The organism is Amycolatopsis sp. NPDC102389, from assembly GCF_044765885.1.
Lineage (GTDB): Bacteria > Actinomycetota > Actinomycetes > Mycobacteriales > Pseudonocardiaceae > Amycolatopsis.
This window is the reverse complement of record NZ_JBIWKX010000062.1, coordinates 26,008-44,702: the sequence shown is the minus strand read 5'-3', so window position 1 is coordinate 44,702 and position 18,695 is coordinate 26,008. Positions and strand designations below refer to the sequence as shown.

Annotated in this window: 21 protein-coding genes; 13 read left to right on the top strand and 8 right to left on the bottom strand. The window is 68.7% G+C overall.

Features of this window, described 5'->3' with window-relative positions; all coding sequences use genetic code 11:
* Nucleotides 1-144: 144 nt before the first annotated feature.
* From ACIRGA_RS34320 to ACIRGA_RS34295, 6 genes are all read left to right on the top strand, one after another.
* Entirely contained in the window at nucleotides 145-831 is a 687-nt protein-coding gene (locus ACIRGA_RS34320; protein WP_400949306.1) for an HAD family hydrolase, read from the top strand.
* A gap of 46 nt (nucleotides 832-877) precedes the next feature.
* On the top strand, nucleotides 878-2,269 hold the full coding sequence (gene cysS, locus ACIRGA_RS34315; RefSeq protein WP_400949304.1) for a cysteine--tRNA ligase: 1,392 nt from the start codon (nucleotides 878-880) through the stop codon (nucleotides 2,267-2,269).
* A gap of 35 nt (nucleotides 2,270-2,304) precedes the next feature.
* The gene (rlmB, locus tag ACIRGA_RS34310; protein ID WP_400949300.1) at nucleotides 2,305-3,261 is read left to right on the top strand and encodes a 23S rRNA (guanosine(2251)-2'-O)-methyltransferase RlmB; all 957 of its coding nucleotides are present in this window, start codon (nucleotides 2,305-2,307) and stop codon (nucleotides 3,259-3,261) included.
* A gap of 84 nt (nucleotides 3,262-3,345) precedes the next feature.
* Complete coding sequence (locus ACIRGA_RS34305; RefSeq protein WP_400949297.1) at nucleotides 3,346-4,779, top strand: MBOAT family O-acyltransferase; 1,434 nt, start codon at nucleotides 3,346-3,348, stop codon at nucleotides 4,777-4,779.
* Between the two features lie 11 nt (nucleotides 4,780-4,790).
* Nucleotides 4,791-5,135, top strand: coding sequence for a hypothetical protein (locus ACIRGA_RS34300; protein WP_400949294.1), 345 nt, complete (start codon nucleotides 4,791-4,793; stop codon nucleotides 5,133-5,135).
* A 9-nt stretch (nucleotides 5,136-5,144) separates the two neighbouring features.
* Complete coding sequence (locus ACIRGA_RS34295) at nucleotides 5,145-5,624, top strand: HIT family protein (RefSeq protein WP_400949291.1); 480 nt, start codon at nucleotides 5,145-5,147, stop codon at nucleotides 5,622-5,624.
* On the opposite strand, the gene ACIRGA_RS34290 is transcribed toward ACIRGA_RS34295, so the two are convergent.
* Nucleotides 5,552-6,271, bottom strand: a complete 720-nt coding sequence (locus ACIRGA_RS34290; RefSeq protein ID WP_400949289.1) for an alpha/beta fold hydrolase — start codon at nucleotides 6,269-6,271, stop codon at nucleotides 5,552-5,554. The genes ACIRGA_RS34295 and ACIRGA_RS34290 overlap by 73 nt on opposite strands.
* 87 nt (nucleotides 6,272-6,358) lie before the next feature.
* On the opposite strand from ACIRGA_RS34290, the gene ACIRGA_RS34285 reads away from it, so the two are divergent.
* The 5 genes from ACIRGA_RS34285 to ACIRGA_RS34265 all read left to right on the top strand — a co-directional run bounded on the left by ACIRGA_RS34285 (nucleotide 6,359) and on the right by ACIRGA_RS34265 (nucleotide 10,155).
* The gene (locus tag ACIRGA_RS34285; protein ID WP_400949286.1) at nucleotides 6,359-6,919 is read left to right on the top strand and encodes a TetR/AcrR family transcriptional regulator; all 561 of its coding nucleotides are present in this window, start codon (nucleotides 6,359-6,361) and stop codon (nucleotides 6,917-6,919) included.
* Entirely contained in the window at nucleotides 6,916-7,521 is a 606-nt protein-coding gene (locus tag ACIRGA_RS34280; protein ID WP_400949284.1) for a transglutaminase family protein, read from the top strand. Before ACIRGA_RS34285 ends, ACIRGA_RS34280 begins: the two co-directional genes overlap by 4 nt.
* A 149-nt stretch (nucleotides 7,522-7,670) precedes the next feature.
* A complete protein-coding gene (locus tag ACIRGA_RS34275; protein ID WP_400949309.1) occupies nucleotides 7,671-8,717 on the top strand; it encodes a hypothetical protein in 1,047 nt (348 codons plus the stop codon).
* 40 nt (nucleotides 8,718-8,757) lie between these two features.
* Nucleotides 8,758-9,396 carry a hypothetical protein gene (locus tag ACIRGA_RS34270; protein WP_400949283.1) on the top strand — a complete coding sequence of 213 codons (639 nt, stop codon included), beginning with the start codon at nucleotides 8,758-8,760 and terminating at the stop codon, nucleotides 9,394-9,396.
* Between the two features lie 66 nt (nucleotides 9,397-9,462).
* Nucleotides 9,463-10,155, top strand: a complete 693-nt coding sequence (locus ACIRGA_RS34265; RefSeq protein ID WP_400949282.1) for an HD family phosphohydrolase — start codon at nucleotides 9,463-9,465, stop codon at nucleotides 10,153-10,155.
* A 4-nt stretch (nucleotides 10,156-10,159) separates the two neighbouring features.
* Here the strand turns inward: ACIRGA_RS34265 and ACIRGA_RS34260 are convergent, their stop codons facing one another.
* The 7 genes from ACIRGA_RS34260 to ACIRGA_RS34230 form a co-directional block, all read right to left on the bottom strand.
* Nucleotides 10,160-10,756: a hypothetical protein gene (locus ACIRGA_RS34260; protein WP_400949280.1), complete on the bottom strand. Its 597-nt coding sequence runs from the start codon at nucleotides 10,754-10,756 to the stop codon at nucleotides 10,160-10,162.
* A gap of 132 nt (nucleotides 10,757-10,888) precedes the next feature.
* Entirely contained in the window at nucleotides 10,889-11,539 is a 651-nt protein-coding gene (locus ACIRGA_RS34255; RefSeq protein ID WP_400949278.1) for a class II aldolase/adducin family protein, read from the bottom strand.
* Nucleotides 11,540-11,541: 2 nt separating this feature from the next.
* Nucleotides 11,542-12,990, bottom strand: a complete 1,449-nt coding sequence (locus tag ACIRGA_RS34250) for an FGGY family carbohydrate kinase (protein WP_400949276.1) — start codon at nucleotides 12,988-12,990, stop codon at nucleotides 11,542-11,544.
* Nucleotides 12,987-14,021 carry a 2-hydroxyacid dehydrogenase gene (locus ACIRGA_RS34245; protein ID WP_400949274.1) on the bottom strand — a complete coding sequence of 345 codons (1,035 nt, stop codon included), beginning with the start codon at nucleotides 14,019-14,021 and terminating at the stop codon, nucleotides 12,987-12,989. Before ACIRGA_RS34245 ends, ACIRGA_RS34250 begins: the two co-directional genes overlap by 4 nt.
* A gap of 36 nt (nucleotides 14,022-14,057) precedes the next feature.
* On the bottom strand, nucleotides 14,058-14,513 hold the full coding sequence (locus ACIRGA_RS34240; protein ID WP_400949272.1) for a ribose-5-phosphate isomerase: 456 nt from the start codon (nucleotides 14,511-14,513) through the stop codon (nucleotides 14,058-14,060).
* Nucleotides 14,514-16,199 (bottom strand): dihydroxyacetone kinase family protein, encoded by a 1,686-nt coding sequence (locus tag ACIRGA_RS34235; protein ID WP_400949269.1) that lies wholly within the window; start codon nucleotides 16,197-16,199, stop codon nucleotides 14,514-14,516.
* Entirely contained in the window at nucleotides 16,196-16,882 is a 687-nt protein-coding gene (locus ACIRGA_RS34230) for an HAD family hydrolase (RefSeq protein ID WP_400949266.1), read from the bottom strand. The genes ACIRGA_RS34235 and ACIRGA_RS34230 overlap by 4 nt, the downstream gene beginning before the upstream one ends.
* Before the next feature lie 77 nt (nucleotides 16,883-16,959).
* Between ACIRGA_RS34230 and ACIRGA_RS34225 the strand changes: the two genes are divergently transcribed.
* Nucleotides 16,960-17,586, top strand: coding sequence for a histidine phosphatase family protein (locus ACIRGA_RS34225; RefSeq protein ID WP_400949264.1), 627 nt, complete (start codon nucleotides 16,960-16,962; stop codon nucleotides 17,584-17,586).
* Complete coding sequence (locus tag ACIRGA_RS34220) at nucleotides 17,583-18,377, top strand: DeoR/GlpR family DNA-binding transcription regulator (RefSeq protein WP_400949262.1); 795 nt, start codon at nucleotides 17,583-17,585, stop codon at nucleotides 18,375-18,377. The genes ACIRGA_RS34225 and ACIRGA_RS34220 overlap by 4 nt, the downstream gene beginning before the upstream one ends.
* Nucleotides 18,378-18,695 lie beyond the last annotated feature (318 nt).

The window sequence follows — 18,695 nt, the reverse complement described above, 5'->3', positions numbered from 1 at the left end:
CACCACACAAGCCCTGGTCACCACGCCGACAGGCCGGTCAGTGTCCGTGAGGTCCTGAAACATCAACTGTCCGACATGTCCTGAACTCAGACAGACGGTTCTGACCGCCCTTGCCACTCACGAGAACCGGCTAATGTGGACCTCGTGACCTTTCGCGCTGTGTTGTTCGACTTCTCCGGCACGGTCTTCCGGCTCGAACAGGACGAGACCTGGCTCGCCGACCTCACCGACCACGAGGGCGAGAGCCTGGACATCGAGGCCCAGACCGAGCTGATGCGCCGGATGACCGCGCCGGTCGGCCAGGTCGTCGATCTCGACGAGGAGCACCTGTACGCCTGGAACCACCGCGACCGCGATCCGGTGCTGCACCGGAAGGTGTACCTCGAGGTCCTCAAGCAGTCCGGGGTCCCGCACGCCGACCAGGCCGTCGCGCTCTACACCCGGCTGATCGATCCCACCCAGTGGACGCCGTACCCGGACACCGAAGCCGTCCTCAAGGGAGTCTCCGGCAAGGGCGTGAAGCTCGGGGTGCTGAGCAACATCGCCTTCGACATCCGGCCTGCCTTCGGGCGCCGGGGCTGGGACGCCTACGTCGACGAGTTCATCCTGTCGTTCGAGGTCGGAGCGGTGAAGCCGGAGCCGGAGATCTTCCGCGCGGCCGTCGAGCGGCTCGGCGTCGACCCGGCGGAGACGCTCATGGTCGGCGACAGCGAGGAGGCCGACGGCGCCGCACGCGACATCGGTTGCGCGTTCGCGCTGGTAGAGCCGCTGCCGACGACGGAGCGGCCGGACGCCCTGCTGAGCGCCCTGCGCGCCCATAACGTGCTGTAATACGGTCACTGCGACACCGCTCACGCCGACCCCGTACCCTTTTAGGGTGGCACTACACCTCTATGACACGGCGACCCGGAGCGTGCGGGAATTCCATCCCGCCCGTAGCGGAACGGCGTCCATGTACGTGTGTGGTGCCACCGTGCAGGGCGTACCCCATATCGGCCACGTCCGCGGCGCGCTGAACTACGACGTCCTGCGCCGCTGGCTCGTCCACAGTGGACTCGACGTGCTGATGGTCCGCAACGTCACCGACATCGACGACAAGATCCTCACCAAGGCCGCCGCGGCGGATCGTCCCTGGTGGGAGTGGGCGGCCACACACGAGCGCGCCTTCGAGTCGGCGTACGAGGCGCTGGGCTGCTTGCCCCCTTCGATCGCCCCTCGGGCGACCGGGCACGTCACGCAGATGGTCGAGCTGATGCAGCGGCTGATCGACGGCGGGCACGCCTACGCCTCGGACGGCGACGTGTACTTCTCGGTCAAGGCGTTCGACGGCTACGGCGACCTCTCCGGGCAGAAGCTCGACGAGGTCCAGCAGGGCGAGAGCCTCGGCGAGGGCAAGCGCGACCCGCGCGACTTCACGCTGTGGAAGAGCGCGAAGCCGGGCGAGCCGTCGTGGCCGACGCCGTGGGGTGCCGGCCGTCCCGGCTGGCACCTCGAATGCTCGGCGATGGCGACCGCGTACCTCGGCGCCGAGTTCGACATCCACGGCGGCGGCGTCGACCTGGTGTTCCCGCACCACGAGAACGAGCGCGCCCAGTCGAACGCGGCGGGTGACCCGTTCGCGCGGTTCTGGCTGCACAACGCCTGGGTGACCATGTCCGGCGAGAAGATGTCGAAGTCGCTGGGCAACACGGTCTCGATCCCGGAGATGCTGCGGAACTACCGAGCCCCCGAACTGCGGTACTACCTGGTCCAGCCGCACTACCGGTCGACGATCGAGTACTCCGACGGAGCGCTCGCCGAAGCCGCGCAGGGTTACCGGCGGATCGAGCAGTTCCTCCGCCGGACCGCGGGCAGCGCCGGCGCCGTGCATCTCGGCGAGATCCCGGCCGGATTCGCCGCCGCTCTCGACGACGACCTGGCCACCCCGCAGGCGTTCGCCGTGCTGCACAACACGGTCCGCGACGGTAACGCGGCCCTCGACGCGACCGACAATTCCAAGGCACTCGAAATCGCCGCCTCCGTGCGCGCGATGACCGACGTGCTCGGCCTCGACCCGCTCTCCGCGCGCTGGTCCGAGGCGGGCGGCAATGAGACGCCCACCCGGCAGGCGCTGTCCGATCTCGTGGAAGGGCTGCTGACCGAACGGCAGCAGGCCCGCGCCGACAAGGACTTCGCCCGTGCGGACGCCGCGCGTGACCGCCTCCAGCAGGCGGGCATCGTGGTGGAGGACACGCCGAACGGTCCACAGTGGACCGTCAAGGACGTCTGACCCTTACTCGGTTTCTAGCTCAAGGATTCTCACTGATGGCAGGCAACTCCCGGCGCCAGGGCGCTATTCGCAAGCCCGGCACGAAGAAGGGTCAGGTCGTCGGCTCCGGCGGCCAGCGCCGGAAGGGCCTCGAAGGCAAGGGCCCGACGCCCAAGGCCGAGGACCGGCCCGGCCACAAGGCGTACCGGATGGCCAACGCGCGTGACCGCAAGGACCAGGCGCGGCAGAAGAAGGCCGACAAGCCGGAACTGATCGCCGGGCGCAACCCGGTGGTCGAGGCGCTGCGCGCCGACGTGCCCGCGACCGCGCTGTACGTGGCGATCAACATCGAGATCGACGACCGCGTCAACGAGGCCGTCCGGCTCGCCGGCGACAAGGGCATCTCGATCCTGGAGATCCCGCGCGAGGAGCTGGACCGCAAGACCAACCGGGCCATGCACCAGGGCCTCGGCCTGCAGGTCCCGCCGTTCCAGTACGCCGACCCGCGCGACCTGATGGCCGTGGCGAAGGACTCGGGGCAGACCCCGCTGTTCGTCGCGCTCGACGGCGTCACCGACCCGCGCAACCTCGGCGCGGTGATCCGCTCGGCCGCCGCGTTCGGCGCGCAGGGTGTCCTCCTGCCGGAGCGGCGCAGCGCGGGCATGACCGCGGTCGCGTGGCGGACCTCCGCCGGCACCGCGGCCAAGCTGCCGATCGCCGTCGCGACCAACCTCACCCGCCAGCTGAAGGCGTGGAAGGACGACGGCCTGATGGTCGTCGGCCTCGACGCGGACGGCTCGGTCGACATCGACGAACTGGACCTCGCGGCGGACCCGCTGGTCATCGTGCTCGGCTCCGAGGGCCGCGGCCTGTCCCGGCTGGTGCGCGAGACCTGCGACGCGACCGTGTCGATCCCGATGGCGGCCGGCGTCGAATCGCTCAACGCCTCCGTCGCGGCCGGGGTACTGCTGGCCGAGGTGGCGCGCCGCCGCCGTCTCGCGGGACGTGTCTGACCCCGCACTTCGTCACACGTGCGGGGCCCGCAGGCTAAGGTCACCAGCGGATAACGCGTAACCGCCCTGGGGGACCCCGCACCGATGTCGTTCATTTCACCGCTGTTCCTGTGGTACTTCATGCCGGCGGTCCTGCTCGCCGTGCTGGTGTGCCCGCGCGGCTGGCGGAACGGCATCGTCGCGGTCGGCAGCCTGATCTTCTACGCCACCGGCGCCGGGCCGTACACGCTGGTGCTGCTCGGCTGCATGGTGGTCAACTTCCTGGCCGGCCCGGCGCTTGAGCCGAACGCGTGGGACCTGCAGAACAAACGGCGCAAACGGCTGCTGCTCGGGGTCATCGGCCTCAACGTCGGCATGCTGCTGATCTGGAAGTACGCGGGGTTCGCGACCCAGCAGATCGCGGCCGTGACGCACTGGTTCGGCGGCGGCTTCCCGGTGGCCGACCTGGTCATCCCGATCGGCATCTCGTTCTACACGTTCCACCACATCTCCTACGTGGTGGACATCTACCGCGGTGAACGCCGCGCGCTGCGCGATCCGGTGTCGTTCGCCGCGTACATCGCGATGTTCCCGCAGCTCGTGGCCGGGCCGATCGTGCGGTACCGCGAGATCGCCGACCAGCTGCCGCAGCGGCGCTCGCACCGCCTCGACGACATCGCCGCCGGTTTCCCGCGGTTCGCGCTCGGGCTGTGCAAGAAGACGATCATCGCGGACTCGCTCAGCCCGATGGTCGACGCCTGTTTCAACACACCACCGGACCAGATGACCTTCGCGATCGCCTGGCTCGGCGCGATCGGGTACACGCTTCAGCTGTTCTTCGACTTCTCCGGATACTCCGACATGGCGATCGGGCTCGGCCGCATGCTCGGCTTCCGGCTGCCGGAGAACTTCGCGAGACCGTACTCGTCGGTGACCATCACCGAGTTCTGGCGGCGCTGGCACATGTCGCTGTCGCGCTGGTTCCGCGACTACGTCTACATCCCGCTGGGCGGCAACCGCACCGGCGCCGGGCACACGTACCGGAACCTGTGCATCGTGTTCGTGCTGACCGGGTTCTGGCACGGCGCGCAGTGGACGTTCCTGATCTGGGGCATCTACCACGGCGCGCTGCTGATCGTGGAACGCGCTTTCGGCTACGACGTCACCCCGAAGACCCAGGCCGCCCGCATCGGCCGCCGCGCGCTGACGCTCGTGCTCGTCGTGTTCGGCTGGGTGTTCTTCCGCGCCAAGGACCTGCCGCACGCGCTCGGCATGATCGGGCACATGGTGCTGCCGGACTTCACCGGCCTCACCGACGTCGTCGAGAGCGCGGTGACCAACCAGCGGCTGCTCATCCTGCTGTGCGCGCTGGCGATCGTGTTCCTGCCCGCGCATCCGGTGACCGGGCCGCTGCTGGAATCCTCGCGGAGCCGCCCGGCGACGGCGCTGCGGATCGGCGTGATGACCGTCGGGCTGGTGTACGCGGCCATCCTGATCGCGACCGGCACGTTCAGCCCGTTCCTCTATTACCAGTTCTGAGGGAGCCGAGAATGACCGAACTGTCCAGCCAGCCCGGCGTGATCCCCTACGTGGACAACCACGACGGCCAGCGCCGCCTGCTCACCGTCGAACTGCGCCCGTTCCCCTCCAGTTCCGTGCCGTACGCCCCGTTCGTCAGCATCGACGGCAGGCAATTCGTGGTCTCCTGGGGTGCGGTCACGTTCGAGATCCCCGCCGACCGGAACGTCCACGTCAGCGCGCATCTGCACACCAATTACGGGTCACAGGCCGCCGCGACGCCGTTCGCCTCGATCGTGCTGGCACCCCATCCGGAGCCGGTCCGCCTGACCGCCCAGTTCACCGGATCCGGCGGTTCGATGTTCCCGGTCGGCTAGTTTGGGCCGATGACCGACGGCTGGAAGCGGGACCGCATCGGTTCGGCGCTGCGCGGGGAGAATCCGACCGTGCTGCGGCGGCTGGACGCGAGCTTCGCGGTGGTCGGCGATACGCAGTTCCTCCCCGGCTACTGCGTCCTGCTGACCGATTCCCCCGGCGTCGGCAGATTGACCGATCTGCCGCGGCCGCGGCGGCTGGAGTTCCTGGCGGACATGGACTTACTCGGCGAAGCGGTCGAAAACGTCTGCGCGCGAAGGGATCCTGGTTTCCGCCGGGTGAATCTGGAGATCCTCGGTAATACGGATCCGTTCCTGCACGCGCATGTCTGGCCGCGATACGACTGGGAACCGGCCGACGTGGTCGGTCGGCCGGTCTGGCGGTATTCGGCGGAGAACTGGGCCGCGTCGCTCGGGCCTCAGCACGACTCGCTGCGTTCCGAACTGACCGACGAGATCGACAGGCTGCGCGCCGCGTCGAAGACCAGCTGAGCGAACTCGTTGCCTCGCACCATCGGCAGATAATGCCCAGCCTTCGGAACGTTGATCAGCCTGCCGTCGGCGCAGGCGTCGAGAAAGCGGCGTTCATGACGCCTGAAGTGGTCATGTGAGCCGTTGATGAGCCACGTGGGACCCGGATAGGCCGCCAGCTCCGCGAGCACGTCGAAGTCCGCGAAGGTCTCGGCGACGTCCGGGATGACCTCGGTCGCGATGCCGCCGCCGATCACCGCTTCGGCGAGTTTCGGCGGCAAGGCGCTTCGGAACTGCCATCGGTTCAGCCGTTCACCCTGGTCCGGAAGCCGTGTGAGCAAGCGGTGCGCCACGCGAAACGGAGCCTCCAATGCCTTGCCGGGCAGGAAGGTCGAATCCGCGACGAGGAGGCCCGCCACCCGCTCCGGATACCGCGCGGCCGCGGCGATGGCGACGTAGCCACCGAGCGAATGCCCGACGACCAGCGCGGGTTCGTCGATGGCTTCGGCGACCGCGTCCGCCGCCGCGGCCAGGGTGAACCGCTCTCCCCTGCGGGTGCCGTGACCTGGGAGATCGACTGCTTTCGCGGGATGTCCGAGCAGTTCGAGTTGCTCGGCCCAAGCGGCACCGCTGAGCCGGATGCCGTGGACGAAGACGATCGGGGCCATGGACTACCTCCTGAATGCAACGCACCGTTGCGTTGCAAAGTACGCGCGATCGCCGTACGACGCAACGGTGCGTTGTACTCTCGGGCGGTGAGCACCCGGAACGGCCCGCGCAAGGCCGAGGCGATCTTCGCCGCCACCCTCGAACTCCTGGCGGAGCACGGCTACGACAAGCTCGCCATCGAAGCCGTCGCCGCCCGGTCAGGCGTCAACAAGACGACGCTGTACCGCTGGTGGCCGTCGAAGGACGCGCTACTGGCGGCGGCTTTGCGCGACTCGGGACTGTTCGCCCTCGACGTACCGGACACCGGCAGCCTGCGCGGCGATCTCCTCGCCGTGGCAACACATATCCTCCGATTGCTGACGTCGGAGCACACCGCGCCGGCCGTCGTCGCAACCCTGACCGCGGGGCCACGCCGCCCCGAACTCGGTGATGTGGCACGGAGTTTCTTCGCCGACCGCATGACACGCGAAGAGCCGATCTTCGAACGCGCCACCGCGAGAGGCGAACTGCGCGACGGCGTCGATCCGGTTCTGGTGATGGATCTGCTGGCGGGGGCGATCTGGTTCAGGCTGCTCCTGCGCGGCGACGAAGCCGATCCGAAATTCCTCGAAGAAGTCGTCGACACGGTACTGGGTGGTGTCGCGTGAAAATCACGCTGAAGATCGAATCCAAGCGGCTCGAAGATTATCTCGCCGCCGACGCGGTCGTCGATCACGATCATCCGCTGATCCGCGAAACGGCTGACAGACTGTCACCGACCGGCGGCACCGAAATCGACGTGGCGCGTTCGATGTTTCACTTCGTGCGCGACGAGATCGCCCATACGGTGGACGCCGCCGATTCGCGCGTCACCCTGATGGCGTCCGAAGTTCTGCGCGAGCGGGTCGGCCTCTGCTACGCGAAGGCCCATCTGCTGGCAGCTTTGCTTCGCAGCCAAGGTATCCCGGCCGGGTTCTGCTATCAGCGGATCGGCGTGCTGCACGGGCTCAACGCCGTGTATCTCACTGGTCCGGACCGGTGGATCCGACTGGACCCGAGAGGCAACAAGAATGGCGCGAACGCGCACTTTCCTTTCATACGAGCGAATTACCCGGAAGACGAGCGGCTCGCGTGGACCTTGGACCCGTCGAGGGGCGAGATCGACTTTCCCACGGTGTACACCACACCGTCTTCGGCCGTCGTCGAAACCTTGTCGTCGGCGAAGCCCGGCCCCGCGTGGTACGAAGGAATCCTTCCGCACGCTCCGTGAGTGGTTTTTCCGCGATCCGGCGAAACCTCCGATGCGAAACCGGCATCGCCGAGCGTCACATTCGTTGTTGGTACCTTTCCCCCGAATTTCTTATTTCGACATTGTCACGATGCGCGTAGAGTAACTCCCCGCACTCGAACAGATACGCACTGCGTTCGTCCGTTCGGGTGCCGATCAAGGAGGTGACACTCGTGCCCGCGGAAGCCGACCGGCTCCGCCGTACCCCATTGCAAGAGATCTTCTGGACCAGGACGAGTCTGCTGCTCACCGTACTGGTCGTCGTCGCGGGCCTCAGCCTGTGGATCTCCAGCATGATGGATCCCGGCGCCGGCAAGACCCTGCTCACTTCACTGGGCACCGGCACCCTGATCTCCGCGGTGGTCGGCTTCGGCCAGACCCTGATCACCGCCACCGCGTCACAGCGCGCGATGGTAACCCCGGTGATCGAGGAAAGCCGCCGCGCGTTGGAAGCGCTCAGTGCCGAATACCGTTCGCTCAACAAGGAATTCTTCCCCACCCACGTCTTCGAAGCGACCACCGATCCGGATCCGTTGTTCAACCGGGTCATGACCGAAGACCTCGACGTGGCAAGGCACTACTTCTTCCGCGGGTTCTCCGGCAGGCACGCGGCGGCCCGATTGCTGTTGTCCCGCACCGAAAGAGAGCTTCGCGTGGTCATCGCCGACCCTCGCGACGAGGGCGCGATCGGCGGCAGGGCACGCTATCTCCTGCGCAGCGAAGAAGCGGGCGTGGACTACGAGACGATCCGGTCGCGGCTCAACGACGAGATCAGCATCGGTCTGGTCGGGCTGTTCCTGGCGCGCAGCCGATGCTCGCTGGTGGACATCACCGTCGTCGCCGACCCGCCCTTGGACCGGCTCGAAGTCTTCGACGAGAGCGTTTGGGTGACCTTGTACAGCGACATCCGCGGCGCGACCACGTTATATCCGCGAACGCTGCGGTTCAGCGAAGGTTCCTTCCTGTACAACAAGGAACGCTCCGAGTTCCTGCGCGTGTCCCAGTCGCGGTCCGGACGGCACTTCCGCATCTCCACCACGACGACGCGGGCGGATTTCCTCGCCCTGTACGAAAAGATCACCGGCTCTCCCCTGTCCGAAGAGAACTTCCTCGAACTGGAAGGGAAATTCCATTCCTTCCGGAAGGAGTTCACCACACTCGCCGAGTTGAACCCCTGACCTCTCGGCGTCACAGAGCACTAGATTTGAGGAGCTGAAGTTGCTCACTCGCTTGTCCCCCCTCACCCAGTTCGCCGCGCTGCTCCGGACCACGGACCTGCCGCCGGCGCAGCACTGGCAGATCGTCGACGGGCTCTTCCGGGACTGGACGTCGAGACCAGAGTTGCGCGACGACCTCCGGCGGCATTTGGCTTCGCTGAGCCCGGACGAGGCGAGCGCGGTACTCGAGCGGTCCCGGGAGACCACCACCCATTTCGCCTGGTGCCTGCTCGATTGCCCGACCGATCCCTTTTCGATCTGGCTGCACGAGTACAAGGCACCCGAGGACTGGCGTGAGGGGTACGCCGATTCCGTGCACAATCACAGATATCACTTCTGCACCACGATCCTCCGTGGCAACTACGTCCACGAACGCTATTCGACCTTGCGCGACCAGCTTTCCGGATTGATCACATCGGTTCGGTTACGACGTAGCACGCTGTGTCAGACCGGGTCGGTAGGCGTCATGTACGCGGACGAGTTCCATCGGATTCCCGAGGCCACCGAAGGGACTATGACATTTTTGGTGAAATCACGCCCAGTGAGCGAGTTCAGCCTTTCCTTTGACCCGAAGACCGGAACAGGACATCGTCACGTTCCGGTAGAGGTCCGATTGGGGGATCTCGCCGCCCGCATCTAACTACACACCGACGTCGAAGGCGCTTACCATTACTCCACCCGTCTGTAAACGGGATCGGAGAGGTGTATGCGCGCGCGAAAGAGCACGATTCCTTCCCACACCATCGACGCCGTCGAGCAGCACGTCCGGCGATTATGCTGGCGTTATGCGGACAAACTGCAGTTCCACGGCTGGCACCACGTGAGTTTCGTCCGGGCCAAGGCCGCGGGGTTCGCCGACCACAACGGTGCGGATCGCACCGTCGTCGAGGTGGCGGCCTTGGTGCACGATGTGAACTACATCGTGCTCCGGAACTCCCCCGCGGCCGCCGGACGAGACCTCCGGATGGACATCCTGCGGGAATGCGGTGTCGAGGAGAACGTGGGCCGCTGGGTCGACGACATCATCGACGAGGCCGAAATGGCCACCAGAGGCCGCCACATCTCGCTCGAGGCTCAAGCGTTGAGCGACGCCGACACGCTGTTCAAGGCGCTGCCGGTGACGCCCGTCGTCCTCGCCCACCGCTATCTGCGGGAGAACGGGTTGAGCCTCCGAGAACTGGCGCACAAGATCGTCGGCGAACAACGCGACGTCCACGACAGTGGTTACTACTTCTACAACCCCAAAGCGGCGGAGAACTACTCGCGATGGGCGTTGGCGAATCTCCAGTTGTGGCAGTGCATCAAGGAAGCCGTCGACGATCCGACGGTCGTCGAGCTTCTCGACGCGGTGCACGCCGTGGACGCCACGGACTTCGAGGCCGAGCCCGCGGCATCCTAGGGCGTCAGCGAACGTGCCGGCGCCTCCGCCAGTACGCGAAGCAGACTGCCGCCAGCAGCGGTCCCCACAGCAGGAGCGGAGCGTAGGTGAGTTCGAAGAAGGCGAGTTGCCAGCCGTGCAGCGCCTTCGAGGGGTAGTCGGCCGGAAGTGGATCGCCTTGGATGGTGAGCCCGGACATCTCGGTGACATAGGCGGTGGTCCACAGAACGGTCAGCATCGTCGCGCCGAGGGCGGCGGGCACGATGGCGGCGAAGGGCCGCACTCGGCGGCCGCCCAGGAGCGGAATCCAGCGCGGGACAACTTCGCCCCATGCGGCGATCAGTCCGATGGCGGTGAAGGCCAGCAGTTCGGAGACGATGGACAAGCCGACGATGTACACCGGCCCCGGCAACCACGACGGGAGCTGGCCCGCACCGTGGGTGTTGTCGTCGCCGACGTGGAAGACGACGGTCATGATCCGCCACAGGCCGGAGGGCAGCACGACGAACGGGATGGCGTAGGCGGCGATCCGGGCCCACCGGGGCACTCCGGGCACCGGGGCGTGCGCGTTGTGCCAGGCGACGCGCAGCCGCCCTGGTGCGGTGGGGTGGTGGACAGTCATGCGTGCTCCTCGGACCGTCGGATGCCGATCACTTGATCGACATCGACGATCGCAGCCGCCCCTGCCCTGCGGCTTCCCCCGCCGGATTGAACCCGGTCCGCCTCGCGGGGGAAGGCGTGTTCTCCCTGTGACCTAGCGCTGTCCGTAGCCGCGAAGTTTCTCCACGACGTGCTCGATCTCGTCGGGCGGGAGCAGATTCGGCGTTCCGGCCGCCCGCGCCGTCAGCCAAACCTGGCAGACCCACTCGAGCTGTTGCGCCCTGCTGTACGCGGAGCCGAGGCTGTCGCCGAAAGTCGTGGTGCCGTGATTCGCCAGCAGGCAGCCTCGGCGGCCGTCCAGCGCCTCCAGCATGGCTTTGGCGAGCTCTTCGGTGCCGTACGTCGCGTAGGGCGCGACGCGGGCTGTCGGCCCGATCGCGGCGAGCATGTAGTGGATCGGCGGCACCTCGGTGACGAGAGTGGAGACCGCCGTGGCGTGCACGGAATGCGTGTGCACCACGGCGGAGACCGGTTCGCCGTCCGGATCCGCCGCCTGCCGGTACACCGTGAGGTGCATCGGGAGTTCGCTGGTCGGTTTGAGCGCTCCGTCGACGATATCGCCGTCCAGGCCGACCACCGGGATGTCTTCCGGCCGCAGCCCTGCGTAGTCGACCCCCGTCGGGGTCACCGCGACCAGCTCGCCCTGCCGCGCGGAGACGTTGCCGGAGGTGCCGACCACGAGTCCGTCGGCGGTCATCCGGCGGGCGTACTCGCAGACCGCCAAACGTTCTTTGGCCAGGATCACCGTCACAACCTCCAAAGTCCGCGGGCCGCGGCCAGTGAGGCCTGATAGTCGGCGTAGCCCTGCTCGTAGAACCCTACGTTCTCGGGCCGGACCTCGACGACGCGTGCGCTTTCCGCCCAGAGCTCCCGGTCGACCGGTTCGCCGAGCGCGTCCGCCGCGACGATCACCGCGCCTCGCGCGCCGACCCCGGGATCGCCGGGGATCACGATGGGGCGTCCGAGAACGTCGGCGAAGATCCGGGTCCACTCGATCGAGCGGACTCCGCCGCCGCAGGCGTACAACGTGCCGGTGAGCCCGGCCGCCTCGAAGCACTGCCTTGCCGCGTAAGCGATCGACTCGCACAGCGCCCGCACGATGTCGCCGCGCTCGCTCTCCAGGCTCAGCCCGGAGAACTGAGCCCTCGCCGAAGCGTCGACGAAGGGCGCCCGCTCACCGGACGCGGACAGGAACGGCAGCGCGCGGACACCGCCCGCGCCGGGCGTGCTCGCGTCGAGCAGCGAGCCGATCTCCTCGACCGCGATCCCGAACAGGCGACACATCCAGTCGATCCCCGCCGTGCCGACCATCGCCGGCATCGCCCGCAGGAACTCACCTTCTTCCGGTGTACAGAGGAACATCCCGGCGGGTTCGCCTTCCGGATCGAACTCCGCCGAGTCCGTCAGGACCTGGCAGGCGAGTGTGGTGCCGGCGGTGAGGATGCCGTCGCCCGGCCGCCGTACGCCGGCGCCGATGGCACTCGCGGGCAGGTCGAACGGCCCCGCGGTGACCGGCAGCCCGACCGGGAGACCGAGCAGCGCGGCTCCGCGTTCGTCCAAGCGGAACACGGTCTTCGGCGCCGCCGGCTCCACGAGCAGGCTCCGGCGGTGGGAGAGACCGACGGCCGCGATGGCGTCTTCGTCGTAGCGCCGGGTGGCCGGGTCGAGGAAGGGCAGCGAGGCATCCGACGCGTCGACGGTGATCTCGCCGGTCAGCCGCTGGAGTACCGCGTCGACGCAGTAGCCCGCCACCGCCGCCCTGTCCAGCGACTCCGGCTCGTGAGTGTCCAAATAGGACATGATCGCCGCCGCGCAGCCGGGGAACATCCCCGACGCGGTACGGCGGAACACCTCCCTGGTCACGCCACTTGCCTGCCATTGGGCGAGGAGCGCGTTCGCCCGCCCGTCGAGCCACGAGATCGCCGGGCGCACGGCCTCGCCGGATTCGTCTCGCAGCCAGAGCCCGTCGCCCTGCCCGGTAAGTGCCAATGCGGTGACCGGACCGTCGAGCCCGGCGGCGACCTCGCGCACCACCGTCGCCACGGTGCCCAGCACCTGGTCGAGGTCTTGTTCGACCAGCCCGCCCGGCAGGTGGTGCACCTCGGACGTGGTGCACGCGCTCGCCACGGACATCCCGGCCTTGTCGAAGACGACCGCCTTCGTCAGTGACGTGCCGATGTCGACGCCGATGATCATGGCCGCAGGACCTCGGGGTTCGCCAGATTCGCGAGCGCCTCCCCGCGGGCGTACCGGCCGACTTCGGCGGCGACGATATTCGCCGCCCGCTCCGCCGTCTGCCTGCTGGCCCCGGCGAGGTGCGGGGTCGCGATCACGTTCGGCGCGTCCCGCAGTGCCCAGTCCGCGGGCGGAGGCTCGATGTCGTACACATCGAGCGCGAGCGCGCCGAGCCGTCCCGAGCGCAGGGCTTCCGGCAGCGGGGCATAGTCCAGCAGGCCACCGCGCGCGGTGTTGACCAGTACGGCGCCTTCCGGCAGCAACGCGAGCTTGGCGGCGTCGATCAGGTGACGGGTCTCCTCGGTGAGCCGGGCGTGCAGGCTCACCACGAAACTGCGGCGCAGCAGATCGTCCAGTTCGACGAGCTCCGCCCCGTCGGCCTCGATCCGGGCGGGGTCGGCGAAGGGATCCGAGACCAGCACCTTCGCGCCGAACGCGACGAGCACCTTGGCCACCCGCGCACCGATCGCGCCGTACCCGACCAGGCCGACGGTGGTCCCGTCGAGTTCGAGACCGGCCTGGTCGTAGGCGTAGTAGTCGCCGCGCCAGGTGCCGCCCAGCAATTCGGCCGAGGAGGTCGAGATCCGGCGCATGGCGGCCAGGATCATCCCCACCGCGAATTCGGCGGCGGCACCGGCGTTGCGGCCGGGCGCGTACGTCACCGCGACACCCGCTTCGGTGGCCGCCGCGAGGTCGACGTTGACCGGACCTCCCCGGCACACCGACACGAGCTTGAGCCCCGGAACGGCCGCGAACACCTGTTTCGTGAAGGGCGCCATCTGGGTCACCGCGACCTCGGCTCCCGCCAAGGCCTCGATCACCTGCTCCTCGGTGCCGCTGGCCTCGTGCACGTTCGCGACCGGACCGAACGGCTCCACCGGCCACGGCAGGGTCAGTTCCGTGAACTCGTGCCCGGCGCCGAGCTCGGCACGGACGGCGCCGGCCAGCAAGCCGGTGCCGACGAAATGGTCTCCCGCAGCGAGTATCCGCAACTCTGCGTCCTCTCTCCGTGCCCGTGTCGGGCGATCTCAGTGAGCTTGCTCGTATTCGGTGATGTGCGCGACCTTGCTCGCGCTGGCCGAAGCCGGGTCGAAGCGGTAACCGACCCATTCGGCGACGATCTTCTTCGCCAGTTCCGGGCCGATCGCCCGGGCGCCGAACGTGATCACCTGGCAGTCGTTCGACTTGACCGAACGCTCGGCGGAGTACGAGTCGTGCGCGACCGTGGCCCGGACACCCGGGACCTTGTTCGCCGAGATCGCCATGCCGATCCCCGTCCCGCAGACCAGGACTCCGCGATCCGCCTCGCCCCGCGCGATCGTCTCCGCCGCCGCGAGGCCGAGCAGTGGGTACGCCTTGTCGTCGGACCCGTCGGCCACCCCGAGGTCGGTGACCTCGTCCACCCGGTCATCGGTGAGGAGCAGCTCACGCAGCTGATCCTTGAGCGCCACCCCGGCGTTGTCCGCCGCCACCACGATCCGCATTCAGTCTTCCTTTCCGAGAGCCTGGCCGACCGCGGTGACGAGCAGCGCGAACGAAGTGGCCCCTGGATCGGGATGCCCCTTGCTCCGCCGCGCCAACCGCGCCGCCCGGCCTTTGGCGGGCAGCAGGTCCGCCGTGGCCTCGGCCGCGCTCACCGCGACCTGGGCCGCCTTCTGCCAGGCCTGCGGGACGTCGGCGCCCGCCTCGGCCTGTTCGCGCAACGCCAGCCGGAACGGCTCGATGGCGTCGAGCATGGTCTTCTCGCCGGGCTCGGCCTTGCCCAGTTCGACGAACGCCTTCACCGCGCCGTCGACCGCGTTTGCGAGAGCCTGCGCAGTGACCTCTTCGGCTACCAGGCCCCGCAGTCCCGCGCCGGTCTCGGCGAGCAAGACCCCGTACAGCGCGCCGGACGCACCGCCGGCCGCGTCGGCGAAAGCGGTCCCGGCGGCCAGGAGCGCGGTGGACAGCGAGTCCGCGTCGCGCCGCGCGGCGGACACCGCGGCCCGCATACCCCTGGTCATGCCCAGCCCGTGGTCGCCGTCGGCCGCGACAGCGTCCAACCTGCCGAGCTCGGCTTCGTTGGCCTCGATGTCGTACAAGGCCGCCGTCAGCGCGCGGTCCACGATGCCCTGCCCCGGTTCGGCCTCCGCCAGCAGAGCGTCCACTGTGGACTCAAGCGGCACCTGTGCCAGCGCGGCTCCGGTGCTCCGGTAGCCAGGGGTGTCACAGGGAGCCGCGTAGAGCTCGGCGAGTTCGTCGTCGAGCACCAGGATCGACAGCGAGACACCCGCCATGTCGAGCGACGTGACGAACTCGCCGACCTCGGTGTGCGCCGGGCTGAGCCCCGCCGCGGCGAGGCGTTCGTGCACCCGGGTGTAGGTCGCGAACATCTCCTCGTATTTGGTGCGGCCGAGCCCGTTCAGCAGGACCACCACGCGACCGTCGCCGGCGGGCAGTTCCGGGAGGAGACCGTCGACCAGTTCGTCGGCCAGCTCCCGCGCGCTCAGCCTGCCGACCGTGCGGACGCCGGGCTCGCCGTGGATGCCGAGCCCGAGCTCCATCTCGCTCTCGCCGACGGTGAACAGCGGCGCGGACGCGCCGGGCAGCGTGCACCCGCCGAACGCGACGCCGAACGTCCGGGTGTTCGCGTTCGCCTTCTCCGCCACCGCGTGCACGGTGGCCAGATCGTCACCGCGTTCGGCGGCGGCGCCCGCGATCTTGAAGACCAGGAAGTCGCCCGCGACGCCGCGACGCCTTTCCGGCGCGTCGGCGGGACCGCTGGCGATGTCGTCGGTGACCAGGATCGTTTTGCTTTCGATGCCCTCGGCGGCCAGCCTGCGCGCGGCGAGCCCGAAATGCAGCACGTCGCCCTGGTAGTTGCCGTAGCCGAAGAGCACGCCTGCTCCGCTCTCCGCGGCCCGCGCGGTGCGATAGACCTGCTCGGCGCTCGGGCTGGTGAACACGTCGCCCACCACGGCTCCGTCGGCGAGACCGGGACCGACCAGCCCGGCGAACGCGGGATAGTGCCCGCAACCGCCGCCGATCACCACCGCGACCTTGGGCGCGGATTCTTCCCGCCGCAGCACGCCATAGGCGTCGGGCACTTTGCGCACCGAACGCCCGTAGGCGGTGACGAACCCGTCCAGCCAATCGCGTTTGAACGTCTCCGCGGTACCGAGGACTGTCATCGCCCGCTCGCTTCCGCGAATTCACCGGACAGGTACGCGAGCAGCTTGCGCCGCACGTCGTCGTTGTTCTCCGCGACCTCGGCGGCCAGCTCCAGCGCGTCCGGCTTCGGCGGGTACACCGGATTCGGCAACGCGATCACGGTGAGCCCGGCCGCGGCGGCGGCGCGGATGCCGTTGCTGGAGTCTTCGACGCCCAGGCATTCCTCACCGGACCGGCCGAGCCTGGCCGCGGCCTCGAGATAGACGTCCGGACTCGGTTTGCCCCTGGCGACCTCGGCACTGGAGACGGTCGCGGCGAACTCGCCGGTGAGCCCGTGCTTGTCGAGTACCGCGTCGATCACCCGGCGGGCGGCCGACGAAGCCAGCGCGACCGGCACCTTCGCACTCACCTCGCGGACCATCTCCCCGGCGCCCGGCAGCAGCGGCGCCTCGCCCGCCTCGATCGCGGCGATCATGCCGTCCACCACGGCACGCTCGACCTCGGCCGCGCTTTCCGGGGTGCCGGACCGCTTCGCGAGGTACGCGGCCCATTCGGGCGCGCTCATCCCCTGCACGGACGCGGTGTCCTCAGCGGTCCATTCGGTGCGGTGCCGGGCGGCGTACGCCACCCAGTTCTCCTCCCAAAGGTGTTCACTGTCGACGAGGACACCGTCCAGGTCGAACACCACCGCGGCGAGTGCCATCCGGCATCTCCTTTCACATCGATGCTGTTAAGTTAACATCGACGATGTGATCTGGACAAGCCCTGAGGAGGGAACGCGTGGTCGCACGGTTGTTATTGGCACGGCACGGCCAGACCGAATGGCACGCCGAGAACCGGTACGCGGGCAGCAGCGACGTCGCGCTGACCGAGGAAGGGCTCCGGCAGGCGGACGAGCTCGCCGAGTTCGCCGCGGCGGCCGGGCCGTCGGCCGTGTTCTGCTCGCCGCAGAGCCGGGCACGCCGTACCGCGGAGCCTTCCGCCGAGGCGCTGGGGCTGCCCTTGCGAGTGGTCGGCGAACTGCGTGAGGTCCACTTCGGACTAATGGAAGGACGTACCAGGGACGAGCTGGCGGCGGCGGATCCCGAGGCGGTCGCGAGGTTTCTCGCCGACCCCGTGACCGGCGCCTTCCCCGGTTCGGAGCCGCCGCCGGACGCGGCCGCCCGGGGAGCCGGGGCACTGCGCGGGATCGCCGCCGAGGTGCCGGGCGAGACGGTGCTGGTCGTCGCGCACAACACCCTGATCAGACTGACCTTGTGCGCACTGCTCGGCATCCCGCTCCGGAACTACCGCACGGTGTTCCCGCGGCTGGACAACGCGGCCGTCACGGAGATCGAGATCGACGGCACGCGCACCGGCCTGCTGCGCCTCAATCAGCCGGCGCGCACGCGATACTGGGCACCATGAGCGATGAGAAGACGGCCGGTGCGAGCGCGCACTCTCGTAACACGCGTCAGCAGCTGATCACCGAACACGTCTTCACGACCGGCTCCGCGAGCATCGCGGAACTGGTGGAACTCACCGGCGTCAGCACCATGACCGTGCACCGCGACGTCGACGAACTGGCGCGGCGCGGCCTGCTCCGGAAGTACCGGGGCGGCGTGTCGGCCATGCCGTCAACGGTCTTCGAAAGCAACGCCGACTACCGGATGAACGTGCATTCGGAGGAGAAGATGGCCATGGCCGCGCACGCGCTCGCGCGCATCGAACCGGGGATGTCGATCCTGCTCGACGACTCCACGAGCGCGCTGGCGCTGGCGAAGCTGCTGCACCGCGTCACCCCGCTGACCGTCGCGACGAACTACCTCGGCGCCATCGAACTGCTCAAAGGCGTCCCCGACCTGCGGCTCATCTGCATCGGCGGCGACTACTCCGCGACCCACGACTCGTTCCTCGGCATGCAGAGCCTCGAGGCGATCGAGCGGATCAACGTCGACGCGACCTTCGTTTCGACCTCGGCCATGAACACGCGGATGACGTTCCACCAGGAGCCGGAGATCGTGATGCTCAAGCGCGCGATGCTGGCCAGCGCCCGGACGAAGGTGCTGCTGATGGACCACAGCAAGACCGAACGCGCGGCACTGCACCGGCTGGTGCCGTTGAGCGACTTCGACGTGTTGATCGTCGACGACGGGGTGGAAGAGCACCTGGCCGAGGAGATGCGAAGCCAGGTGGAAGTGGACATCGCGGAGCTCTGAAGGCTTCAGAGCGAGCCGGGCGGGGGGGGGGGGGGGGGGGGGGGGGGGGGGGGGGGGGGGGGGGGGGGGGGGGGGGGGCGGGCCGGCCCCCGCGCGGGGGCCGCGGCCGAGGAGCCGCCGCGCCGCCCCCGGGGCGCGCGGGGCGCCCCCCCCCGCCCCCCGGCCCCCCCCCCCCCCCCCCCCCCCCCCCCCCCCCCCCCCCCCCCCCCCCACCCCCTGTACCGATGCCGGCATTCACGTGACGACCGGACGACACGAGCCTTCACGCGCCACCACACCCACCGGCAACGCGCGAGGCTAACACGAAAATCCACCGAT